The sequence below is a fragment of the Burkholderia sp. LK4 genome (assembly GCF_001043615.1).
Classification (GTDB): Bacteria; Pseudomonadota; Gammaproteobacteria; order Burkholderiales; family Burkholderiaceae; genus Burkholderia; species Burkholderia cepacia.
Window position 1 is genome coordinate 205,908 of sequence record NZ_LDUL01000029.1, and the last position, 17,835, is coordinate 223,742.

A 17,835-nucleotide genomic window follows, 5' to 3' on the forward strand; every position below is an offset into this window, starting at 1 on the left:
GATTTCCTCTTACCGTATTTCTTATTCCTCTTTCGGGCATTACATGAACGATATCTATGTTGCCGGTGTCGGCATGACGCCGTTCGGCCGCTTGCTGGAGCGCAGCGTCTACGACATGGTCGGCGAGGCCGTCACGCTGGCATTGAACGATGCCGGCGCAGAAGCTGCCGACATCGGCTCGGCATTCTATGCGACGCTGACCAATGGTCAGTTCCAGGGGCAGACGGCGATTCCCGGGCCGATCGCTATGCGTCGGCTCGGCATCGCAGGCATTCCGGTGTTCACCGTCGAAAACGCGTGCGCCTCCGGTTCCTCGGCATTCAACCTGGCAGTGCAGGCGCTGCGGGCCGGGACCTGCGACGTCGCGCTGGCCGTCGGCGCGGAAAAGATGAACATCGCCGACAAGGCCAAGATGTTTGCTGCGTTCGATGGCGGCTGGGACGTCTCGACCGTCGACGAAAACAAGAAGACGCTGCTGGCATTGGGCGAAGGCGTCGAGCTCCCGCCCGGCACGATGTCCGATCGCCCTTACAGCGTGTTCATGGATGTCTATGCGGCCATCGCCCGCAACCATATGAAGCGTTATGGCACCACGCAGCGCCAGATTGCCGCGGTCGCGGCCAAGAACCATCAGCACTCGGTGCATAACCCGCTGGCGCAATTCCAGCAGCCGATGACGATCGAGCAGGTGCTGGCTTCGCCGCCGATCACCTATCCGCTGACGACGACCATGTGCTCGCCGATCAGCGACGGCGCCGCCGCCGCGGTGCTGTGCACCGCCGCCGGCCTCAAGCGCCTGCGAGGCGAGGCGAGACGCGCAGTGCGCGTGCTGGCCAGCGTCATTCAGACCGGTATGACGCGCAGTGTCGATGAGCCGCACAAGATCATCGCCCATCTGGCGGCGAAGAATGCCTACGACCAGGCCGGTGTCACGCCGCAGGACGTCGACGTTGCCGAAGTGCACGACGCGTCGGCGATCGGCGAGATCCTCAACGCCGAATCGCTGATGCTGGTGCCGTTCGGCGAAGGCGGCCCCGCAGCCGAGCGCGGCGACTTCACGGTCGGCGGACGCATCCCGATCAATCCGTCCGGCGGCCTCGAATCGAAGGGCCATCCGATCGGCGCGACCGGTCTCGGCCAGATTCACGAACTGGTGACGCAGTTGCGCGGCGAAGCCGGACAGCGTCAAGTTCGAGACGCACGCATCGCCATCCAGGAAAACGGCGGTGGCCTGTACGGCATCGAAGAGGCCGTGGTCGGCGTCAACATCCTGGGCAAACAATAAGGAGGCGGACATGGGACACGTATTTCGCACCGAAGAGCAGCAGGCAGCCGTCGATGGACTGAAACGCTTCCTCGACGCCGAGATCGATCCGATCTTCAGCAAGCAATACCGCGACAAGTTCGTGCCACGCGACAAGATGGCCGAGATCATGCGCCGGCTGACGGAATTCGGTCTGGTGTCGGGCATCGCGAGCGAAGCCAACGGCGGCATGGGCCTGGACTGGCTGACTTCGCTGATGCTGTTCGAGGAGGTGGCGACCACCTCGGCCGACCTGTCGGTGCCGGTGCTGATCAACTCGTTCGGCGTCGTGCTGCTCGAGAAGATCGCGCCCCCGCATTTGCGTGAACGCTACCTGCCCGGCCTGTTGAGTGGAGACAGTTTCGTCTCGATGGGCATTTCGGAACCCGACGTCGGCTCCAATGTACTGGAGATCAGAACGCGTGCGCGCCGTGATGGCGATCATTTCATCATCAACGGCGAAAAGACCTGGATCAGCAACGGCGAATACTCGGACTTCCTGATCTGCACCTGCCGCACCAGCGACGATCCGCGCAAAGGGTTGACGCACTTCCTGCTCGACCGCAAGGAACATCCGTACGAAGTACGCGGCATCCACAAGATCGGCTTCAACAGCCAGTCCACCGCGCAGATCTTCCTGACCGATGTGCGCGTGCCGGCCTCCAACATGATCGGCAACGAAGGCGAGGGGCTGCGCAATACGCTCTCGCTGTTCGAACGCTCGCGCGTATTCGTCGCCGCGCAGGGCCTGGGCATCGCTCGCCGCGCGCTCGAAGAGGCGGTGCGTTACGCCACGGAGCGGCGCCAGCACGGCAAGGTCATCGCGGGTCACCAGTTGATCGCGGCGATGCTGGCCGATATGGCGACCAACGTGGACGCGGCGCGCCTGTTGACCTATCGCGCGGCGTCGATGATCGAAGCGGGCGTGCCGGCCGAGATGGAAGCCGCGATGGCCAAGTATTTCGCCTGCGAAGCCGCCGTGAAAGTCGCCCGCGAGGCCGTGCAGATCCACGGGGGTAACGGCGTCACGACCGAATTCCTCGTCGAGAAGCTCGCACGCGAGGCGATCATCGCGCCGATTCCGGAAGGCACGACGCAGATTCAGCAACTCATCATCGGCCGCGCGTTGACCGGCGTGCCGGCGTTCTAAGAACCATCGCCACAGGACACATCATGCGCATTGAAGGAAAGGTCATCGTCATTACCGGCGGCGCCTCGGGCCTCGGCCTCGCCACCGCACGTTATCTGGTACAGGAAAAGGGCGCGCGCGTCGCCATCTTCGATCTGAACGCCGAAGCCGGAGCCAAGGCTATTGAGGAAATCGGCGCCGACCACGCGATGTTCGTGCAAACCGACGTCGCCAGTGAGGAGTCCGTGCAGAACGCGGTCGCAGCCGTGACGGCCCGGTTCGGTACGGTTCACGTCTGCATCAACTGTGCGGCGTTGCCCACGCCGTGCAAGGTGTTGGGCAAGGACGGCAAGGCCACGCCGTTGGCGAAGTTCGCGCAGGTAACGGCGGTCAACGTCAACGGCGTGTTCAACGTCATGTCGAAATGCGCGGAGCAGATGGTCAAGAATGAAGCGGAAGCCGGCGAGGAGCGTGGCGTGGTCATCAACATTTCGTCGGGTGCTGCCTACGAGGCGCAGATCGGTCAGGTGGCCTACGCCGCCTCCAAGGCGGCGCTGCTCGGCATGAACATGCCGGCGGCGCGGGAACTCGGCGACGTCGGCATCCGTGTCAATGCCATCGCGCCGGGCCTGTTCCTGACGCCGATGGTGAAGACGCTCGACGAAAAGATCGTCAATGCGCTGACGTCGCAGATCGAAGCCCCCCGGCGCCTCGGCGACATGCGCGAGTTCGCGCACTGCTGCGCATTCATCATCGAAAACGCGTACCTCAACGCGGACACGATCCGTCTGGACGCAGCGTCGCGCCTGCGCGCGCGCTGAACGCGCTGCACCGGCGACAGTGCCGCCCTTCCTCTGAAGACGAGGGAGGGCAAAGGAACAGAGGAGACAAATCCATGAAGATGAACTTTTGCCGCATCATGTGCCTGATGACGCTGCGCTTTCGCGACCGGCAAGCAATCGTCAATGTGGAGCGTAGCCGTAGCTACAGCTACCACGAGTACCACCTGTTGACCAACCGTATCGCCGATGCGCTGCGCAACGCGCTCGGGGTCGGCAAGGGTGACAAGTTCCTGCTCATCCTGGAAAACGACAACCTGAGCCTGATGATGCTGCCGACCGTCCTCAAGCAGGAAGGCACGGTGGTCATGACCAACCTGCGCGATGCGCCGGAAGAGCATGCGCGCCAGATCGAACTGGTCAAGCCGAAGGTCGTGTTCATTGAAACGCGCATGCTCGACGGCTACTACGACATGCTGCGTGCAGCCGGTTGCGAGATCGTCGTCATGGACAACCCGACACCGGAGCAGGCCGCGCGCCCCGGTGTACGCGCGTTCTGGCATCTGGTTGACGCTGCGTCCGAACTCGACGCCGACGTGGAGCTGGACGACGATGAGCACATCTGCATGTTGCGCTTCACCGGCGGTACGACTGGGCAGGGCAAATGCGCGATGTACTCGATCGACAATCTGATGGCTTGCTGCGATGGCGGCTTCCGCAACCCGGATTTCGGCTTCAACGATCGCACACGTATGTTGCACGTGGCGCCGCTCTCGCATGGCGCCGTGGTCGCTTTCATACTGACTTTCTATGCCGGTGGCGCCAACATCACGCTCAATCAGCTCGATCTCGAGCAATGGCGGGAAACGGCCGAGCAGCAGTGCGTGACCCATTCGTTCCTGGTGCCGACCGTGCTGTACCGTCTGCTCGAGTTGCAGCGCACGAACCCACGCAATCTCTCTTCGCTGAACACCCTGATCTACGCCGCGGCGCCGATGAGTCCCGCCAAGCTCGATGACCTGATCACGTGCTTCGGCCCCATCTTCGCGCAAGCCTACGCCGCCACGGAAGTCCCCATGTTCGTGTCGACGCTCGACAAGGCCGAGCACGAGACCGCGCATACAACGGGCAGCGGCACCAAGCGCCTGTCTTCGGCTGGCCGCACAACGCCGGGCGTCGAGGTTTATATCACCGATGAGCAGGGCAACCCACTGCCAACCGGCCAATGCGGCGAAATCCGCATCCGGAGCCGAGCTGTTATCAAGGGGTACTACAACAATCCTGAAACGACGGCCGCCGAGTTCTCTGACGGGGCATGGAAATCGGGCGACCTCGGCTACATCGACGAGGACGGCTATCTGTACATCGTCGACCGGTTGAAGGACATGATCATCAGCGGCGGCTTCAACGTCTATGCGGTCGAAGTCGAAGCGGCGCTGGCTTCCCATCCGGCCGTCATGATGTGTGCCGTGGTTGGCATACCGCATCAGGAGTGGGGTGAGGCCGTGCACGCGGAAGTGGTGCTGCGTCCTGGTGCTTTGGTCGAGGCCGCTGAACTTATCGCACACGCCAAGGAAAAACTCGGGAGCTACAAGGCGCCGAAGTCGATCGTATTTGTCGAACAATTGCCGACCTCGGTGGTCGGCAAGGTTCTGCGGCGCGTGGTCAAGGACAGGTACTGGCAAAACATGCAGCGCAAGGTCAGCTAGGCCGTTCCATGTGGCAGGTAGGCGGGAGTCGACGCAGGGTTGTGCCGTTCTGATCCCGCCCTTCACAACAACCGGAGCATGAGATGATACGTATTCAGGTACGCGCGTTGGCGCTTGCCGCATTGATTCCGGCTGCGTCCGGCAGCGCATGGTCGCAGCCGGACCAGTCTGCCGGTGCACCTGCCGGTATGCCGGTCGCATCCGCCGCGGAAAGTGTGGTCGCACCTGTCAGCACGAGGAAAGCCGATCGCGCGTTGCGCCGGAAGGTGTATGCCGCCATCGGCAAGCACAAGAAGATCAGCGCCGGCAATATCGGCATCGTAGCCCGAGGCGGTGCGGTGACGCTGAGCGGCACGGTCACGGATGCCGCACAGGTGAATGAAGTTGCTCAGATCGCGAAGGCGGTTCCTGGCGTCACCTCCGTGACCAACAAGCTCGTCGTGCAAAAGCCGTTCGACGGGGCGTAAAGGTAAGAGCGCGCACATTGGGGGAAGCAGCTACGAGCGTGCGTACGCCGGCGGGTTCGGGTGTCGGAGTCGACCGCCAGGGCCACCTGGCCCGGAAACCCGTGCTTCTCCCGATGACTTGCCCACACCTGTTCCCGGCCGGCGCGATTGCCATGCCGGCGCGTTTTCCCGGTCGCGCCGCGAACCCGATGCCAAGGTGCACACCTTCACGGCATGCGTCATTTCGGCGATGGACGTCGCTCCAGCCACCATCTCGCTTCCCACGCGAACCTCTTCGCGCGCAATCCCTGCGGCGCCACGACGCTTGTGTTCACCGGCCATTCCCGTCGATCGATGATTTCGAAGCCAAGCACCATGCCGTGCAGCCTTGTCACTTCTGGTGACGCGGTAGGACGCCAGCCTACGCAACCTGTACGAATCAGGGCGTCAGGACGTGCCCTGCAGCTGATGCAGAGTGTCCTGCGTTGATCGCGAGGCCGTCTTGTCGCCCCGGAAGTCCGACGGCGAGTGACCGGTCCAGCGCTTGAAGGCGCGAGTGAAATTACTGCTGTCGGTGAAGCCGAGTAGAAAGGTGATTTCGGTAATCGATCGCGCCGGCTGCAACACATACTGACAGGCCAGATCCTTGCGCGTTTCGTCGAGCAGCGACTGGAAGCTCGTATCGTGCCGAGCGAGGCGAGCCTGCAGCGTGCTCTCGCTCGTGAGCATGGCATGGGCCACGCGTTCGCGCGTGCAATCGCCCGTGGGCAGGAATTCGATGATCTTCCGACGCGTCGCGGCAACGACGTCGCCCTTGTCCAGGCGAGCGAGATACTCCAGCGTGAGACTATCGTTGTGAAGGGCGAGTTCGGGGCATGCACCGGCAAGCGGTTGCTGGAGCGCGCTCATTGGCAGCGTCAACGCCGAGCGCGGTGCGTCGAACGTGACGGGCGCACGGAACAGCCTGACATACGCATCGTCGCCCTGCGGCGGCGTGGGATGATGCATGGCCACCTGCAGCGGATTGAAATCCTGTTGGTGAAGCATCCGCATCGACAGCACGAGGAATCCCAGGAACGCATCCTCGGTCTCCCCGCACACGTTGGTCAGATGCTCGACGCGCATCACGACCTCATCGTCACGCTGCTCCAGGGACACTTCTCCAACCTGCGACGCGAGCTTGAAATAGCGTTCTACCCGCTTCAAAAAGTCCATCAACGTGCTGCTGGCAGCCAGCCCGAAGCCCAGCGCATGCAGGTTCGAGATATGGATGAAGCGGGCCACGGTGAGCCCAAAGTACGGATCCCCCGTGACATCCACGCAGGCCTTGTACAGCTGCGTCACGGTATCGACCGGAAGGCGCGACATCGGATCGTTCGCGATGGCCGTGTCGATATGAAAGGGGCGGAACAGCTGCGCCGGGTCCACGCCGTAGCTTTTCAGGGCTTTCGCAATCGCCAGGGCGTACCCGCCAATCGTCGTCAGCGAGCACGTCCGGAGTGTTGGGCTGGCCGCGCGTGGCGAATGGGGGGCAGGCATGGTGTCAGCGCAATCACAAAAATCCCATTCTTTTGCACGTACCACAACCTGTCAAGGCCGCTGTTCCAGACCGGATTTCCTCGCGTTCGCACGCATTCCTTCCGAAAGACCGAATGTCGATCGCAAATGACCGGCGACTGTCGGCGTACAGGAATAGTGTTTTGTCCAAGGGAACGGGGTGGATCGGTGGCACATACCAACAGCTTCTTCCGCATGCGCGCCTCTAAGGATGAGACATGAATTTGCACGAACTGCATGGCGTTGCCGTCGCCGCTTGGCTTGTCGTTCTCGCGGTGGAGGCCGCTGTCGAGGTGCAAGCGCGAGCGCCCGGGGCTCACCCCACAGTCGCGGCCATGCATGGATGGATCGGGCTGTTGGCGGAAGCGCCGCTGATTGCGATCACCGTGGTCACGGGGATGCTGCTGATGATGCGCATGTGGCCGGTTTCAACACTTGTCCTCGTCAAGGCCGCGTTGGGCCTCGTCGCGGCCGCTGCCAACAAGTTTCGCGTACTGCTGGCCACGCCCCGCATCTGTGTGGACGACGACGTGAAGCGCATCCGGTTGACGCGCCGGATCACGCTGGCCGGAACGGCAGTCCCGATCGGTGCCGCCGCCTGGTTTATCGGGTACTTGTATTTGCATGGGGAGTAGAGGGAGAACGCTGCTTCCCGTGCCACACCGAACTAGTAGCACAGCGCTACTAGCAAGCCCTCGACGAGCGCAATGGGCGTCGAGGCGAAACATCCGACGTAATCAGTATGTACAGCGGTCGCAACAGGCCGCTTCAACGCAAAAAAATCCGGAGACGCAATGAAATTGAAGTGGATCGCTGCTGCCGTTCTGGTGGCAACAGGTAGTGCAGTACACGCTCAGTCTTCAGTGACGCTGTATGGCGTCATCGATTCTGGAATGTTGTATCAGAGCACGTCGGCGGCAACGTTGAGCCCGACGGCGCCGAACCGCGGCAAGGTCTATCGCTACAAGGATGGCGGTATCTTTGCGAGCGCATGGGGCCTCAAGGGGTCGGAGGACATCGGCGGCGGCTATCATGTCAATTTCAAGCTGCAAGGCGAGTTCGACAGCGGCAGCGGCAGGTTCAACCTGTCCGATACGCCGGGCGCGGCGGCCCAGTTCAACCAGATCGCGACCGTAGGCGTGACCGGACCGTTCGGTACATTAAACCTCGGTCGACAGATCGTGCCGATTGCGTATGCAATGGCTGAGACCGACGTACGGGGAGCTCACTATTTCGGCAGCATCCTGACAGGGTGGCTCGGCATGAACCAGGCTGCCGGCTGGCAGGGCGCCAGCACCAATGCGCCAATCGGCGCGTTGTACGACAGCAATGCAATTGTCTATGAATCGCCGAAGTTTGCCGGCCTGTCCGCGGCACTCGAGTATGCCCCCGGGGGTGTGCCGGGCAGCTTTCAGGGCGGGACGAGGGAGTCCGCCGTACTGAAATATTCGAACTATGGCCTTCGTCTTGCGGCCGGTTACTACGTTGGCCACGACACGAACCCCGGCCCGACGACGGTGGCCACCGGGCTGGCCAATAACCGCCTGATCTACGTGGGCGCGCTCTACACGTACCGTGCGTTCTCGGTTTCCGCATCGTATTCGAACGGCAGGAATCCGGCGCATTCCGACCTGATCAACATCGACCTGTATTCGGCCGGCCTCGGCTACCAGTTCTCGCCGGCCTTCAAGGTGACCAGTGGTGTGTACTACCTGAAGGACCGCAACAACTCGACCAACAAGTCGACCGAAGTTGCGGTCGGCGCGGAGTACAGCTTGTCGAAGTCGACGCTCGTCTATGGCCAGGTGGGGCATGTAAACAACCGGGGAACGATGAACCAGCCCATCACGTTCGGGCAGCCCGTGGCGCCGGGCGTGAGCACGACCGCGGCCATGCTGGGTATCCGTCACGCTTTCTAGCGACTGCGTACCTGAACGGGAGCGATGACGGGGCGAGGAAAAACTGTGGAGAGCCACATTTCGCGAGCAATCCCATACGTGCGCCGCAGCGTCGACGAGCGGGAAGCCCGGGACGCTGCACGGACCGGCGAATCGGCTCCACGGACCGGTGTGCGCACGATTTTCTCTCCATCATCGACCACCATGCGTGACACCTCCGTCGACGCGATCGATGGTGATCCGTTGGATTCGCACCGGGCGCACCGATCAGCGTCGGTGCGGTCTCTTTGTTCTGTATTCCCGAGTCCGGCTACGTGAGCGGTCAAGCCACACACCGTACGGATGGACTTCATCAGGAATTGACTCCCTCGATCGACACCATGGCACTTCTGTACCCATTCGCCCCTCCCTTGCCGCGCCACACCGTCGAGGTTGCCGCCGGCGTGCGCTGGATCCGGCTGTCCATGCCGTTCAAGCTAGATCACATCAACGTATGGTCGATCGACACCCCCGACGGCTGGATACTGGTCGACACCGGCCTGAACGCTCCCGACACCGTGGCGGATTGGTTGGCGCTCACGGAGCAGGGCCCGCTGTCCCGGCCGCTGCAGGGGGTGTACGCCACGCACATGCACCCGGATCACATCGGCCTGGCAGGGTGGTTCACACGGCGCACCGGGATGCCGCTGCACATGAGCCGCCTTGAATACCTGTCCTGCCGCGTGTTGCATGCCGACACGAATCGCGAGGCGCCGCTCGACGGCGTGCAGTTTTGTCGGCGCGCCGGGTGGTCGGATGCAGCCATCGAAGGCTATCGCAGCCGCTTCGGCAGTTTCGGCAAGCATATTCACGCGCTGCCCGAAAGCTATCGGCGACTGCGGGACGGCCAGCAGATTCGGCTGGGCGAGCACGACTGGCGGATCATCACAACCGGAGGCCACTCGCCCGAGCACGTCAGCCTGTACTGCCCGGATATGAAGCTGCTGATCTCCGGCGATCAGGTGCTGCCGAAGATATCGTCGAACGTGTCGGTGTTTGCCAGCGAACCGGAAGCCAATCCGATGCAGGAGTGGTACGAGTCGCTTGGCAAGCTCATAAGCGTCGTGCCCGACGATGTGCTCGTGCTGCCTTCCCACAACGAGCCGTTCTACGGTCTGCATGAGCGCCTCGAAGCACTCAAATCCGGGCAGGACCGCGCCCTCGATCGGCTGCTCGTATCATTGGCGGCCGGACCCCAACGGATCGTCGACGCGTTTGTCCCGCTGTTCGGCCGCCCCATCGGGGAACGGGATGCGCAGCAACTGAGTCTTGCCACCGGCGAAGCGATGGCCTGCATGAACTACCTCATTGCCCGGCGCGTCGTGAAGTGCGCGGCGGACGAAAACAACATCGCCTGGTATTCCCTGGCAACTTGAAGCGGACGCACGCTTCGAGTTGTCGAACCGGCCAACCGGCTCGCACCTTTGCGAGTATTGATCGATAACATGTGCTCTCCTATGTCGCCGGTACTACGACGATCGGAGCCACTTTCGGAAGGAGTCGTCCCATGCCTCATCCCATTTCCTCTTTGGGCGCGGTTCACACTATTGTCAGTCTGGTGACGGTGGCCGCAGGTCTCTACAGCTTTGCCCGATATCGACGGATCGAGAGCACGACCCAGTCCGCGAAGATTTACGTGGCGGGGATGGTGGTATCGGTGTTCACGTCGTTTGGTTTGTCCAGTACCGGCGGCTTCAATGTCGGTCACGCCCTGGGCATCCTGGCGCTACTCGCGACATTGGGCGGGCTGCTCGCCGCGCGAACGAAAGCCGTGACGCCCGCGCGGCTGTACCTGTCTCAGTTCGCATTCACGTTCAGCTTCTTTCTGCTGCTGGTCCCGGGAATCAACGAGACGCTGACACGATTGCCCGCTGGTCATCCCCTCGCGAACGGTCCCGATTCCCCGATCGTGCGCGGATCACTCGCCGCGTGGCTGGGTGTTTTTGTGCTGGGGGCGATGCTGCAGTTCGTCTGGCTTCGTTCGTACCGCAGCCGTACATGAATGTAGGGCGTCCATCCCTCGACTGTTGTCCGAGCGCGTCCCCGATCTCCTGCAGTCTCGGTCCCGGAAATCTCCGAGGCATCGCGACCGTCAGTGTCAAAGAAGAAAACGGAACCAATTCATGAAAGCAGGTGAGGCGGGCGAGTCAGCGCGCACCGCTACCCGTCTTCACCATCAACCGTCGCGCGAAGGCGAGGAAGCCGCAACCGCTGTCGCGCTTGCCTGTCCACTGAGCCGCGCAAATGCGGCGAACGCCAGTTGCGTCGCGATGGCCGCGAGCGTGCCGGCCGCCATGCCGTTGCCGAGCACGATCTGCACGGCTGAGCCGAAATGGCGATACAGGTTCGGCACCAGGATCGGTGCAAGGCCGACGACGAACGCGGCCGCGAGCGTGTACTGGTTGGCGCGCGCGTGCAGGTCGACGCCGGCGAGCAGCCGGATGCCCATTACGCCGATCATCGCGAACACGACGAGCGCGGTGCCGCCGACCACCGCGGCCGGAATCGCATACGCGAGCCGCGCGAGCGGCGCGAACAGCGCGATGACGATCAGGATCGCGCCGGCCGCGGCCGTCACGTAGCGCGAGCGCACGCCGGTTGTCTGCACGACGCCGATATTCTCGGCGCTGGTCACGATCAGCGGCGTGCCGAACAGCGCGCCGGCGAGCGACGCCAGCCCATCGCCGCGTATCGTCTTCGGCACGTCGCGCGACAGCGAGATCGCCTTGCCGCACGTTTCGCCGACGGCGACCGTCTGCGCGGTGGCCTCGGCCATCGAGATCGCGGTGAAGATCAGCAGCGGCAGCGCGGCCAGCACGTCGAAGCGCGGCATCCCGAACGGCAGCCATACCGGATGCGTGAACAGCGGGCCGCGCCACACGTCGGCGAGCGCCGGCATCGCATCGAGCGCCCAGCCGAGCGTTGCGCCGGTCATCAGGCCGATCAGCACCGCGAGGCGCCCGAGCGTGCCGCGGAACGCACCCGCGACGACGACGGTGGCGACGATCGTCGCCAGCGCGAGGCCGAGCGCGCGCGGCTGGGCGAAGTCGGCCGAACCGGGCTGGCCGACGACGATCGTCGCGTAGATCCGGATCAGGTTGATCGACACGAGCAGCAGCATCGCGCCGACGACGATGCGCGGAAAGAGCCGCAGGCAACGCGTGAAGACGGGCAGCAGCACCCAGTAGAACGCGCTGGCGAGCAGCGCCGCGCCGGCGGCGGTCGGCAGGCCAGATTGCGCGGCAATGCCGGCGAACAGCATCGTCGGTGCGCCGCCGGGCACCATCACGAACGGCATGCGCGCGCTGATCGGGCCGGCGCCGAGCGATTGCAGCAGCGTGCCGATCCCGCAGGCGAAGAACGTCGCGCCGATCAGCTGGACCGTCAGGTCCGCCGGCAGCGCGAGCACTTTTGCGATCAGGAACACGGCCGTGATCGGGGACGCGGCCATCGACAGCACGTGCTGCAGCCCGAACAGCGCGAGCTGCCAGGCGGGCAGCCGTGTGTCGACGGGCGTTGGGATCGGATCGTGCGACACGGCAGGCCCCTCGGAAGCGAACGGCGACGAGCGCCGGAAACCGGCGGTGAACGGCAAGGTCAGGCCCGCAGCCAGGGCAGTTGCGCGGCGCTGTAGCGGAACGTCTGGAACACGCTGTTGAGCTGGCCGGGCCCGGTCTTGCGCGCGGCTTCGTCCGGGTATTCGGCGAACCACGGAATCACGTATTCCCAGACGACCTCGCCGGCGGGCGTCACTTCGAACAGGCGGCCTGTCGACGATTCGGTGACGTGCGTGTTGCCGTTCGGCAAGCGCTGCGCGTTGCCCATGAACGGCGTGTAGAACAGGTTCACGACGTCGTCCGCATACGACCACACGACGCGCTGCGTCGCCGGATCGATCTCGACGACGCGCGAGAACACGACGTGCGCACCGTGGCGGAAATTGCCGTTGTCGAACGCGAGGATGTTGCCGTTCGCGAGCGGCACCGGCGCGTGCTGGTGCGACACGACGTCGGGCCCGATCCGCAGGTCGACGCGGCCGGTTTCGCGGTTCACGCCGATGATGCCCGACGTCGTGCGCAGGCTCATCAGCACGCGGCCGTTCGCGTCGACCGCGAGGCCGTTGACGAGCGGCCAGTGATAGCGCCCGAAGCCCGCCGCGATCGGGAAATCCTCGGGTCGCAGGTGTTCGCGCGCACGCCATTCCCACACGATCTCTCCGGCCCGGTTTACTTCGCGGATCACGTCCGCATACATCACTTCGTCGTCGCCGTGCGGCGTGCCGCCCGGCACGCGCCGCGCGAACGCGGCGTCGACCGGTTCGCACGCGGCGTACAGCAGGTTGCCGTTCGGCAGCCACTGCGCGTCGTGATGATGCGCGGGGTCCTCGTAGCGCCACACGGTTTCGCCTTGCGGCGTGACTTCGTAGAAGTCGCCGCCATGCCACATCGACCACGGCGCATAGCGCGATTCGGAGTGCGGATGATTGCCGTTGTAGCCGAGGTTGCCGTTCGAGAGGATGACCGCATGGCGGCCGGGGCGCACGGGCATCTTCCACTGGTGCGCGACTTCACCGTCGATGCCGACGAGATAGACGTTGCCGTCGGCCGTCTGCGGCGCGATGAGCGTATAGCCGCCCGCGGACAGCGCGGGATCGTGGGCGATGAGGCCGACGCCACGGCGGCGCTGGGTAATCTGGTCGACGGTTGTCACTGCACGCTCCATTCGAATCGGACACGGGGATGCAGCGCAATCTAGACGATCCGGGCGATCAGTAAAATCGGATTATTCTTGACGGCCTGTTCGGAAAAAACTAACGGATCACTCATGCGTTCGATATCGCAGGCATTCCGCTGTTTCGACGAAGTCGCGCGACGCGGCTCGATTCGCAAGGCGGCCGACGCGCTGCACCTGACCGCCGCGGCGGTGCACCAGCAGATCCGCAACCTCGAGGAGCAGGTCGGCGTGCCGCTGTTCGACCGGCTGCCGCGCGGCATGCAGCTGACGCTTGCCGGCGAGATCGTGATCGCGGCCGTGCGGCGCGGTCAGCGCGACTTCGACAACGCGCTCACGCAGGTCGAGGACCTGCGCGCGCTGCGGCGTGGCCACGTGAACCTGGCGGTGCCCGCATCGACCGCAGAAAAGCTCGTGCCCGACGCGATCCTTGCCGCGATGCAGCGCTATCCGGGCGTCACGTACAGCGTGCGCTCGGGAAACGGCGAAAGCATCGTGCGCTGGGTCGAGACGGGCGAGGCCGACATCGGCTATGCGTTGCGCCGGCGCACGTCGGCGGGCGTCGTCGAGGTGCGGGCGTTCGCCCAGCCGCTGGGTGTCGTCACGGCGCCCGGCCATCCGCTCGCGGCGTCAGGCGGAAAGGTGCGGATGCGCGACTGCTTCGCGTATCCGCTGATCCTGATGACACCCGACACGGAACTGCGTGCGATGTTCGACCAGATCGATGCGCGACAGCCGCGCAGCGTGCGGCCGCTGGTCGAGACGGGTTCGGTGCCGATGGTGCGGCGCCTCGCGGCCGAAGGCGCGGGCGTCGGGTTCCTGATCGCCGAGAACGTCGCGGACGACGTGGCTGCCGGCCGGCTCGCGTGGACGCCCCTTGCCGATGCGGGCGCGCGCTCGTTCAGCTGCATCTACCAACGGGCAGACATGGGCGCGACTGTCGCCATGACGATGTTCCTCGAGTTCTTCTCCGATGCGATCGAAGCGATGGAACACGGTTTCGCGCAGGACGGCCGGACGGCCGGCAAGCGCCGCCGGGCAGCGCGATAACGACAGCGGCCACGCGAGCGCATCGCACTGCGATGCAGTGCAACACGCGTACCCGCGCGCGTGCGGTCGTGACGTTGTGCGTGCAACGTCCGGCGGCATTACTTCATTCCCTTATTGCGGAAAAAAATTTGTTCATGGGACTATCGAACGCGTTGTCGGCGCACCGAGGGGGTCGCAGGCAGCGTGATGTCCCTCGCAACGACTGACAAGAACATCGGCAGACAATGAACAGAACAGCGATCTTTCCGTATGCGTCCGCGTTGCTCGCGGCCGCCATGATGTCGGCCTGCGGCGGCAACGACATCGAAACCGACGCGGGCGCCACGACGACACCCGCGGCCGACACGAGTTGTCTCGCAATCGACAACAGCGGCTCGACTGTCGTAGTCGGGTCGAACCAGCCGGGCGACCCGTCACTGCCGGAAGCGTCGTCCGGTTATCGCACCGGGATGAAGCCCGTCCATGCGAAAACGTACCTGGTCGCCACGTCGAACGCCTACGCGAGCGCGGCCGGTTGCGCGGTGCTGAAGAAGGGCGGCACGGCTGCCGACGCGGCGGTCGCCGTGCAGGCCGTGCTCGGGCTGACCGTGCCCGAAGCGACGGGCCTCGGCTCGGGCGGTGTGCTGCTCTACTACGATGCGCGCGGCAAGACGCTGCAGGCGTATGACGGCCGGGAAACCGCGCCGGCCGCCGCGACGGAGAACTACCTGCGCTATGTCGACGATGCGACTGACCACTCCGCGCCGCTGCCGAATGCGCGTGCGAGCGGCCGCTCGATCGGCACGATCGGTGTGCCGAGGCTCATCGAGGCGCTGCAGCAGGATCACGGCCGGCTGCCGTGGCAGAACCTGTTCGGCGATGCGATCACGCTCGCGACCAACGGCTTCCCGATCGGTGGCCGGCTCGCCGACGCGATCGCGGCGAACGCCGCGAACCTGAAGCGCGACCCCGAGGCCGCCGCGTATTTCCTGAACGCTGACGGTTCGCCGAAGACGCTCGGCACCGTGCTGAAGAATCCGGCGTATGCGCGCACGCTGACGCTGATGGCGCAGTCGGGTGCGAACGCGCTGTACACGGGGCAGATCGCGCAGGACATCGTCGCGAAGATCGCCACGACGAAGGGCGCCGATGGCTCGACGCTCACGCCGGGCAAGACGACCGTCGCGGATCTGGCCGCCTACCAGGCGAAGCGCCGCGACCCGGTGTGCACGACCTATCGCAGCTACTGGGTGTGCGGGATGCCGCCGCCGTCGTCGGGCGGCATCGCGGTCGCGTCGGCGCTCGGCATTCTCGAGAACTACGACCTGAAGTCGCTGAAGCCGACGGCGATCGATCTCGAAGGCGGCAAGCCGACCGTCGCGGGCGTGCACCTGATCACCGAGGCCGAGCGGCTCGCGTATGCCGACCGCGACAAGTACGTGGCCGACACGGATTTCGTGCCGCTGCCGGGCGGCACGTGGAATACGCTGCTGAACAAGCCGTACCTGAAATCGCGCGCGGCGCTGATCGACCCGGCCAAGAGCATGGGGACCGCGCAGCCGGGCAATCTCGGTGCGGTGCCGCTCGGGGTCGACACGACGTTGATCGAGCACGGCACGAACCAGTTCACGATCGTCGACGGCGACGGCAACGTGCTGAGCGCGACGACCACGGTCGAGTCGAGCATGGGTTCGTTCCACATGACCAACGGCTTCCTGCTGAACAACCAGTTGACCGATTTTTCCGCGAACCCGGTCGACAGTTCGGGCAATCCGGTGGCCAACCGCCTGCAGCCGGGCAAGCGGCCGCGCAGCTCGATGGCGCCGACGATCGTGTTCGGTCAGGCCGCGGACGGCTCGCGCGGGGACTTCGTGATGGCGACCGGTTCGCCGGGCGGCGGCACGATTCCGCAATACGTGGTCAAGACGCTCGTCGGCGCGCTCGACTGGGGCCTCGATGCGCAGCAGTCCGCGGGGCTCGTCGACTTCGGCGCGAGCAACAGCCCGACGACCACGATCGGCGGCGAGCATCCGAACGTCAACACGGCGAACAACGGGGCGAACGATCCGCTGATCACGGGGCTGCTCGCGCTCGGGCACAAGGTGTCGACGTCCGCGCAGGCGAGCGGCGTCAACACGGTGATGCGCGTGACGGTCGGCCAGTCGCCCGCGTTGCAGGGCGGCACCGATCCGCGGCGTGAAGGCGTCGTGCTCGGCGATACGTTCCGGCCATAATCGGACGGTACGCGTGCGGCCCCGATCTGCCCGTATTGGCCGACGGGCGATCGGGGCCGTGCATCGTGAAGGAGCCGCAATGATGCATGCGTATCTGCTTGAAATGGACGCCATCCTGTCGGCGCCGGGCTTTTTCGATTTCCTCGCCGACCTGGATTGCGACCGCGCGCTGGACAGTCGCGACGCCGAGCCGTTCGACGCGCAGTGGATGGCGTCGTTCGACGAAATCGACGGTGATCCGGGCGCAGCGCTCGACCGGCCGGCCGTGGATGCGCTGAGGGAAAAGGCGTTCAAGCTCGCGTTCGGCGCGTCGGGGCATGCCGGCGTGGCGGCGTGCGTGTCCGACGACATCGAGCTGATCGCGAGGAGCCGGTTGTCAGGCCGCACCGACGGCTGGCCGACGAGCGTCCTTTGGAATGCTTATAGAAGTGGCCGGTTTCCCTGCTAGCCGTTTCCGGTCACTTCCGGCCGTTTTGCCTGTCTGGTTCCGATCCGTGCGATCGGCCTCGGCTCCGTCGCGGAATGCGCCGCGTGACACGCGTCCAGCTTTTCCCCGTCCGCCGGACTACACCGTCCCGATCCCGTTGCAATCGCCCGATTGTCAAACTGTGTGAATCAATCGTCAGCATTTGCAACCGAAGTAACAGTCCCCGCAAATCAATCGTTTTGCACGATCGCGCCGCTACATTAGCTCCACCTGCCGCACGTCGCGGCGAGGCATGCGACAAGCCGCACGAAGGCGGCCCGCAGCAACAACGTCTTTGGGGAGAATGACCATGAACAAGATCCGTACGATTCTGGTGGGTGCTGCACTGACGGCAGTGGCGACTTCGGCTGCGTTCGCACAGACGGCGCAAACCGGCGCCCAGGGTTCCGCGGGTGTCGGCGCGCAGGTTCAGACGCCGCTGCTCGGCGGTGGCGTGGGTGTGCAGGCCGGCGCCGGCGCGAACGCGGCAGGCTCGGGTTCGGGCGCGGGCAACG

At 64.6% G+C, this 17,835-nt stretch carries 15 protein-coding genes and 1 pseudogene; 13 read left to right on the top strand and 3 right to left on the bottom strand.

From position 1 onward, the window contains the following. The first annotated feature begins 43 nt into the window (after positions 1–43). The 5 genes from VK92_RS15830 to VK92_RS15850 all read left to right on the top strand — a co-directional run bounded on the left by VK92_RS15830 (position 44) and on the right by VK92_RS15850 (position 5,387). Entirely contained in the window at positions 44–1,285 is a 1,242-nt protein-coding gene (locus tag VK92_RS15830) for a thiolase family protein (RefSeq protein WP_048028167.1), read from the top strand. Positions 1,286–1,295: 10 nt separating this feature from the next. Further along, positions 1,296–2,453: an acyl-CoA dehydrogenase family protein gene (locus VK92_RS15835; RefSeq protein ID WP_048028168.1), complete on the top strand. Its 1,158-nt coding sequence runs from the start codon at positions 1,296–1,298 to the stop codon at positions 2,451–2,453. 23 nt (positions 2,454–2,476) lie between these two features. Next, positions 2,477–3,253 carry an SDR family NAD(P)-dependent oxidoreductase gene (locus tag VK92_RS15840; RefSeq protein WP_048028170.1) on the top strand — a complete coding sequence of 259 codons (777 nt, stop codon included), beginning with the start codon at positions 2,477–2,479 and terminating at the stop codon, positions 3,251–3,253. Between the two features lie 74 nt (positions 3,254–3,327). Continuing rightward, positions 3,328–4,920, top strand: coding sequence for a class I adenylate-forming enzyme family protein (locus VK92_RS15845; protein ID WP_048028172.1), 1,593 nt, complete (start codon positions 3,328–3,330; stop codon positions 4,918–4,920). Between the two features lie 83 nt (positions 4,921–5,003). Beyond that, entirely contained in the window at positions 5,004–5,387 is a 384-nt protein-coding gene (locus VK92_RS15850; protein ID WP_048028174.1) for a BON domain-containing protein, read from the top strand. Positions 5,388–5,813: 426 nt separating this feature from the next. Here VK92_RS15850 and VK92_RS15855 read toward each other — a convergent pair whose 3' ends face one another. Beyond that, positions 5,814–6,905 (bottom strand): AraC family transcriptional regulator, encoded by a 1,092-nt coding sequence (locus tag VK92_RS15855; protein WP_048028176.1) that lies wholly within the window; start codon positions 6,903–6,905, stop codon positions 5,814–5,816. Positions 6,906–7,141: 236 nt separating this feature from the next. Here VK92_RS15855 and VK92_RS15860 point away from each other — a divergent pair, with 236 nt between their 5' ends. The 4 genes from VK92_RS15860 (at position 7,142) to VK92_RS15875 (ending at position 10,862) form a co-directional block, all read left to right on the top strand. Further along, positions 7,142–7,558, top strand: a complete 417-nt coding sequence (locus VK92_RS15860) for a hypothetical protein (protein ID WP_048028178.1) — start codon at positions 7,142–7,144, stop codon at positions 7,556–7,558. Positions 7,559–7,717: 159 nt separating this feature from the next. After that, complete coding sequence (locus VK92_RS15865) at positions 7,718–8,842, top strand: porin (RefSeq protein ID WP_048028180.1); 1,125 nt, start codon at positions 7,718–7,720, stop codon at positions 8,840–8,842. Positions 8,843–9,201: 359 nt separating this feature from the next. Further along, complete coding sequence (locus VK92_RS15870) at positions 9,202–10,236, top strand: MBL fold metallo-hydrolase (protein ID WP_048028182.1); 1,035 nt, start codon at positions 9,202–9,204, stop codon at positions 10,234–10,236. Between the two features lie 131 nt (positions 10,237–10,367). Beyond that, entirely contained in the window at positions 10,368–10,862 is a 495-nt protein-coding gene (locus VK92_RS15875) for a hypothetical protein (RefSeq protein WP_048028183.1), read from the top strand. Positions 10,863–11,036: 174 nt separating this feature from the next. Here VK92_RS15875 and VK92_RS15880 read toward each other — a convergent pair whose 3' ends face one another. Both VK92_RS15880 and VK92_RS15885 read right to left on the bottom strand, forming a co-directional pair. Beyond that, on the bottom strand, positions 11,037–12,398 hold the full coding sequence (locus tag VK92_RS15880; RefSeq protein WP_048028243.1) for a uracil-xanthine permease family protein: 1,362 nt from the start codon (positions 12,396–12,398) through the stop codon (positions 11,037–11,039). Positions 12,399–12,457: 59 nt separating this feature from the next. Beyond that, positions 12,458–13,582 carry an aryl-sulfate sulfotransferase gene (locus tag VK92_RS15885; RefSeq protein ID WP_048028184.1) on the bottom strand — a complete coding sequence of 375 codons (1,125 nt, stop codon included), beginning with the start codon at positions 13,580–13,582 and terminating at the stop codon, positions 12,458–12,460. A 102-nt stretch (positions 13,583–13,684) separates the two neighbouring features. Here VK92_RS15885 and VK92_RS15890 point away from each other — a divergent pair, with 102 nt between their 5' ends. From VK92_RS15890 to VK92_RS15905, 4 genes and pseudogenes are all read left to right on the top strand, one after another. Beyond that, positions 13,685–14,641 (top strand): LysR family transcriptional regulator, encoded by a 957-nt coding sequence (locus VK92_RS15890; RefSeq protein ID WP_048028186.1) that lies wholly within the window; start codon positions 13,685–13,687, stop codon positions 14,639–14,641. 224 nt (positions 14,642–14,865) lie between these two features. Then, complete coding sequence (locus VK92_RS15895; RefSeq protein WP_048028188.1) at positions 14,866–16,854, top strand: gamma-glutamyltransferase family protein; 1,989 nt, start codon at positions 14,866–14,868, stop codon at positions 16,852–16,854. Positions 16,855–16,936: 82 nt separating this feature from the next. Continuing rightward, positions 16,937–17,302, top strand: coding sequence for a hypothetical protein (locus VK92_RS15900; protein ID WP_231616451.1), 366 nt, complete (start codon positions 16,937–16,939; stop codon positions 17,300–17,302). A 328-nt stretch (positions 17,303–17,630) separates the two neighbouring features. Continuing rightward, positions 17,631–17,835: pseudogene (locus VK92_RS15905) on the top strand (hypothetical protein); the annotation flags it as partial.

Coding starts and splice junctions, on each gene's coding strand:
- VK92_RS15840 (WP_048028170.1), top strand. CDS start 2,477: ATGCGCATTGAAGGAAAGGTCATCGTCATTACCGGCGGCGCCTCGGGC.
- VK92_RS15845 (WP_048028172.1), top strand. CDS start 3,328: ATGAAGATGAACTTTTGCCGCATCATGTGCCTGATGACGCTGCGCTTT.
- VK92_RS15870 (WP_048028182.1), top strand. CDS start 9,202: ATGGCACTTCTGTACCCATTCGCCCCTCCCTTGCCGCGCCACACCGTC.
- VK92_RS15865 (WP_048028180.1), top strand. CDS start 7,718: ATGAAATTGAAGTGGATCGCTGCTGCCGTTCTGGTGGCAACAGGTAGT.
- VK92_RS15875 (WP_048028183.1), top strand. CDS start 10,368: ATGCCTCATCCCATTTCCTCTTTGGGCGCGGTTCACACTATTGTCAGT.
- VK92_RS15855 (WP_048028176.1), bottom strand. CDS start 6,905: ATGCCTGCCCCCCATTCGCCACGCGCGGCCAGCCCAACACTCCGGACG.
- VK92_RS15885 (WP_048028184.1), bottom strand. CDS start 13,582: ATGGAGCGTGCAGTGACAACCGTCGACCAGATTACCCAGCGCCGCCGT.
- VK92_RS15850 (WP_048028174.1), top strand. CDS start 5,004: ATGATACGTATTCAGGTACGCGCGTTGGCGCTTGCCGCATTGATTCCG.
- VK92_RS15895 (WP_048028188.1), top strand. CDS start 14,866: ATGAACAGAACAGCGATCTTTCCGTATGCGTCCGCGTTGCTCGCGGCC.
- VK92_RS15890 (WP_048028186.1), top strand. CDS start 13,685: ATGCGTTCGATATCGCAGGCATTCCGCTGTTTCGACGAAGTCGCGCGA.
- VK92_RS15860 (WP_048028178.1), top strand. CDS start 7,142: ATGAATTTGCACGAACTGCATGGCGTTGCCGTCGCCGCTTGGCTTGTC.
- VK92_RS15830 (WP_048028167.1), top strand. CDS start 44: ATGAACGATATCTATGTTGCCGGTGTCGGCATGACGCCGTTCGGCCGC.
- VK92_RS15835 (WP_048028168.1), top strand. CDS start 1,296: ATGGGACACGTATTTCGCACCGAAGAGCAGCAGGCAGCCGTCGATGGA.
- VK92_RS15900 (WP_231616451.1), top strand. CDS start 16,937: ATGCATGCGTATCTGCTTGAAATGGACGCCATCCTGTCGGCGCCGGGC.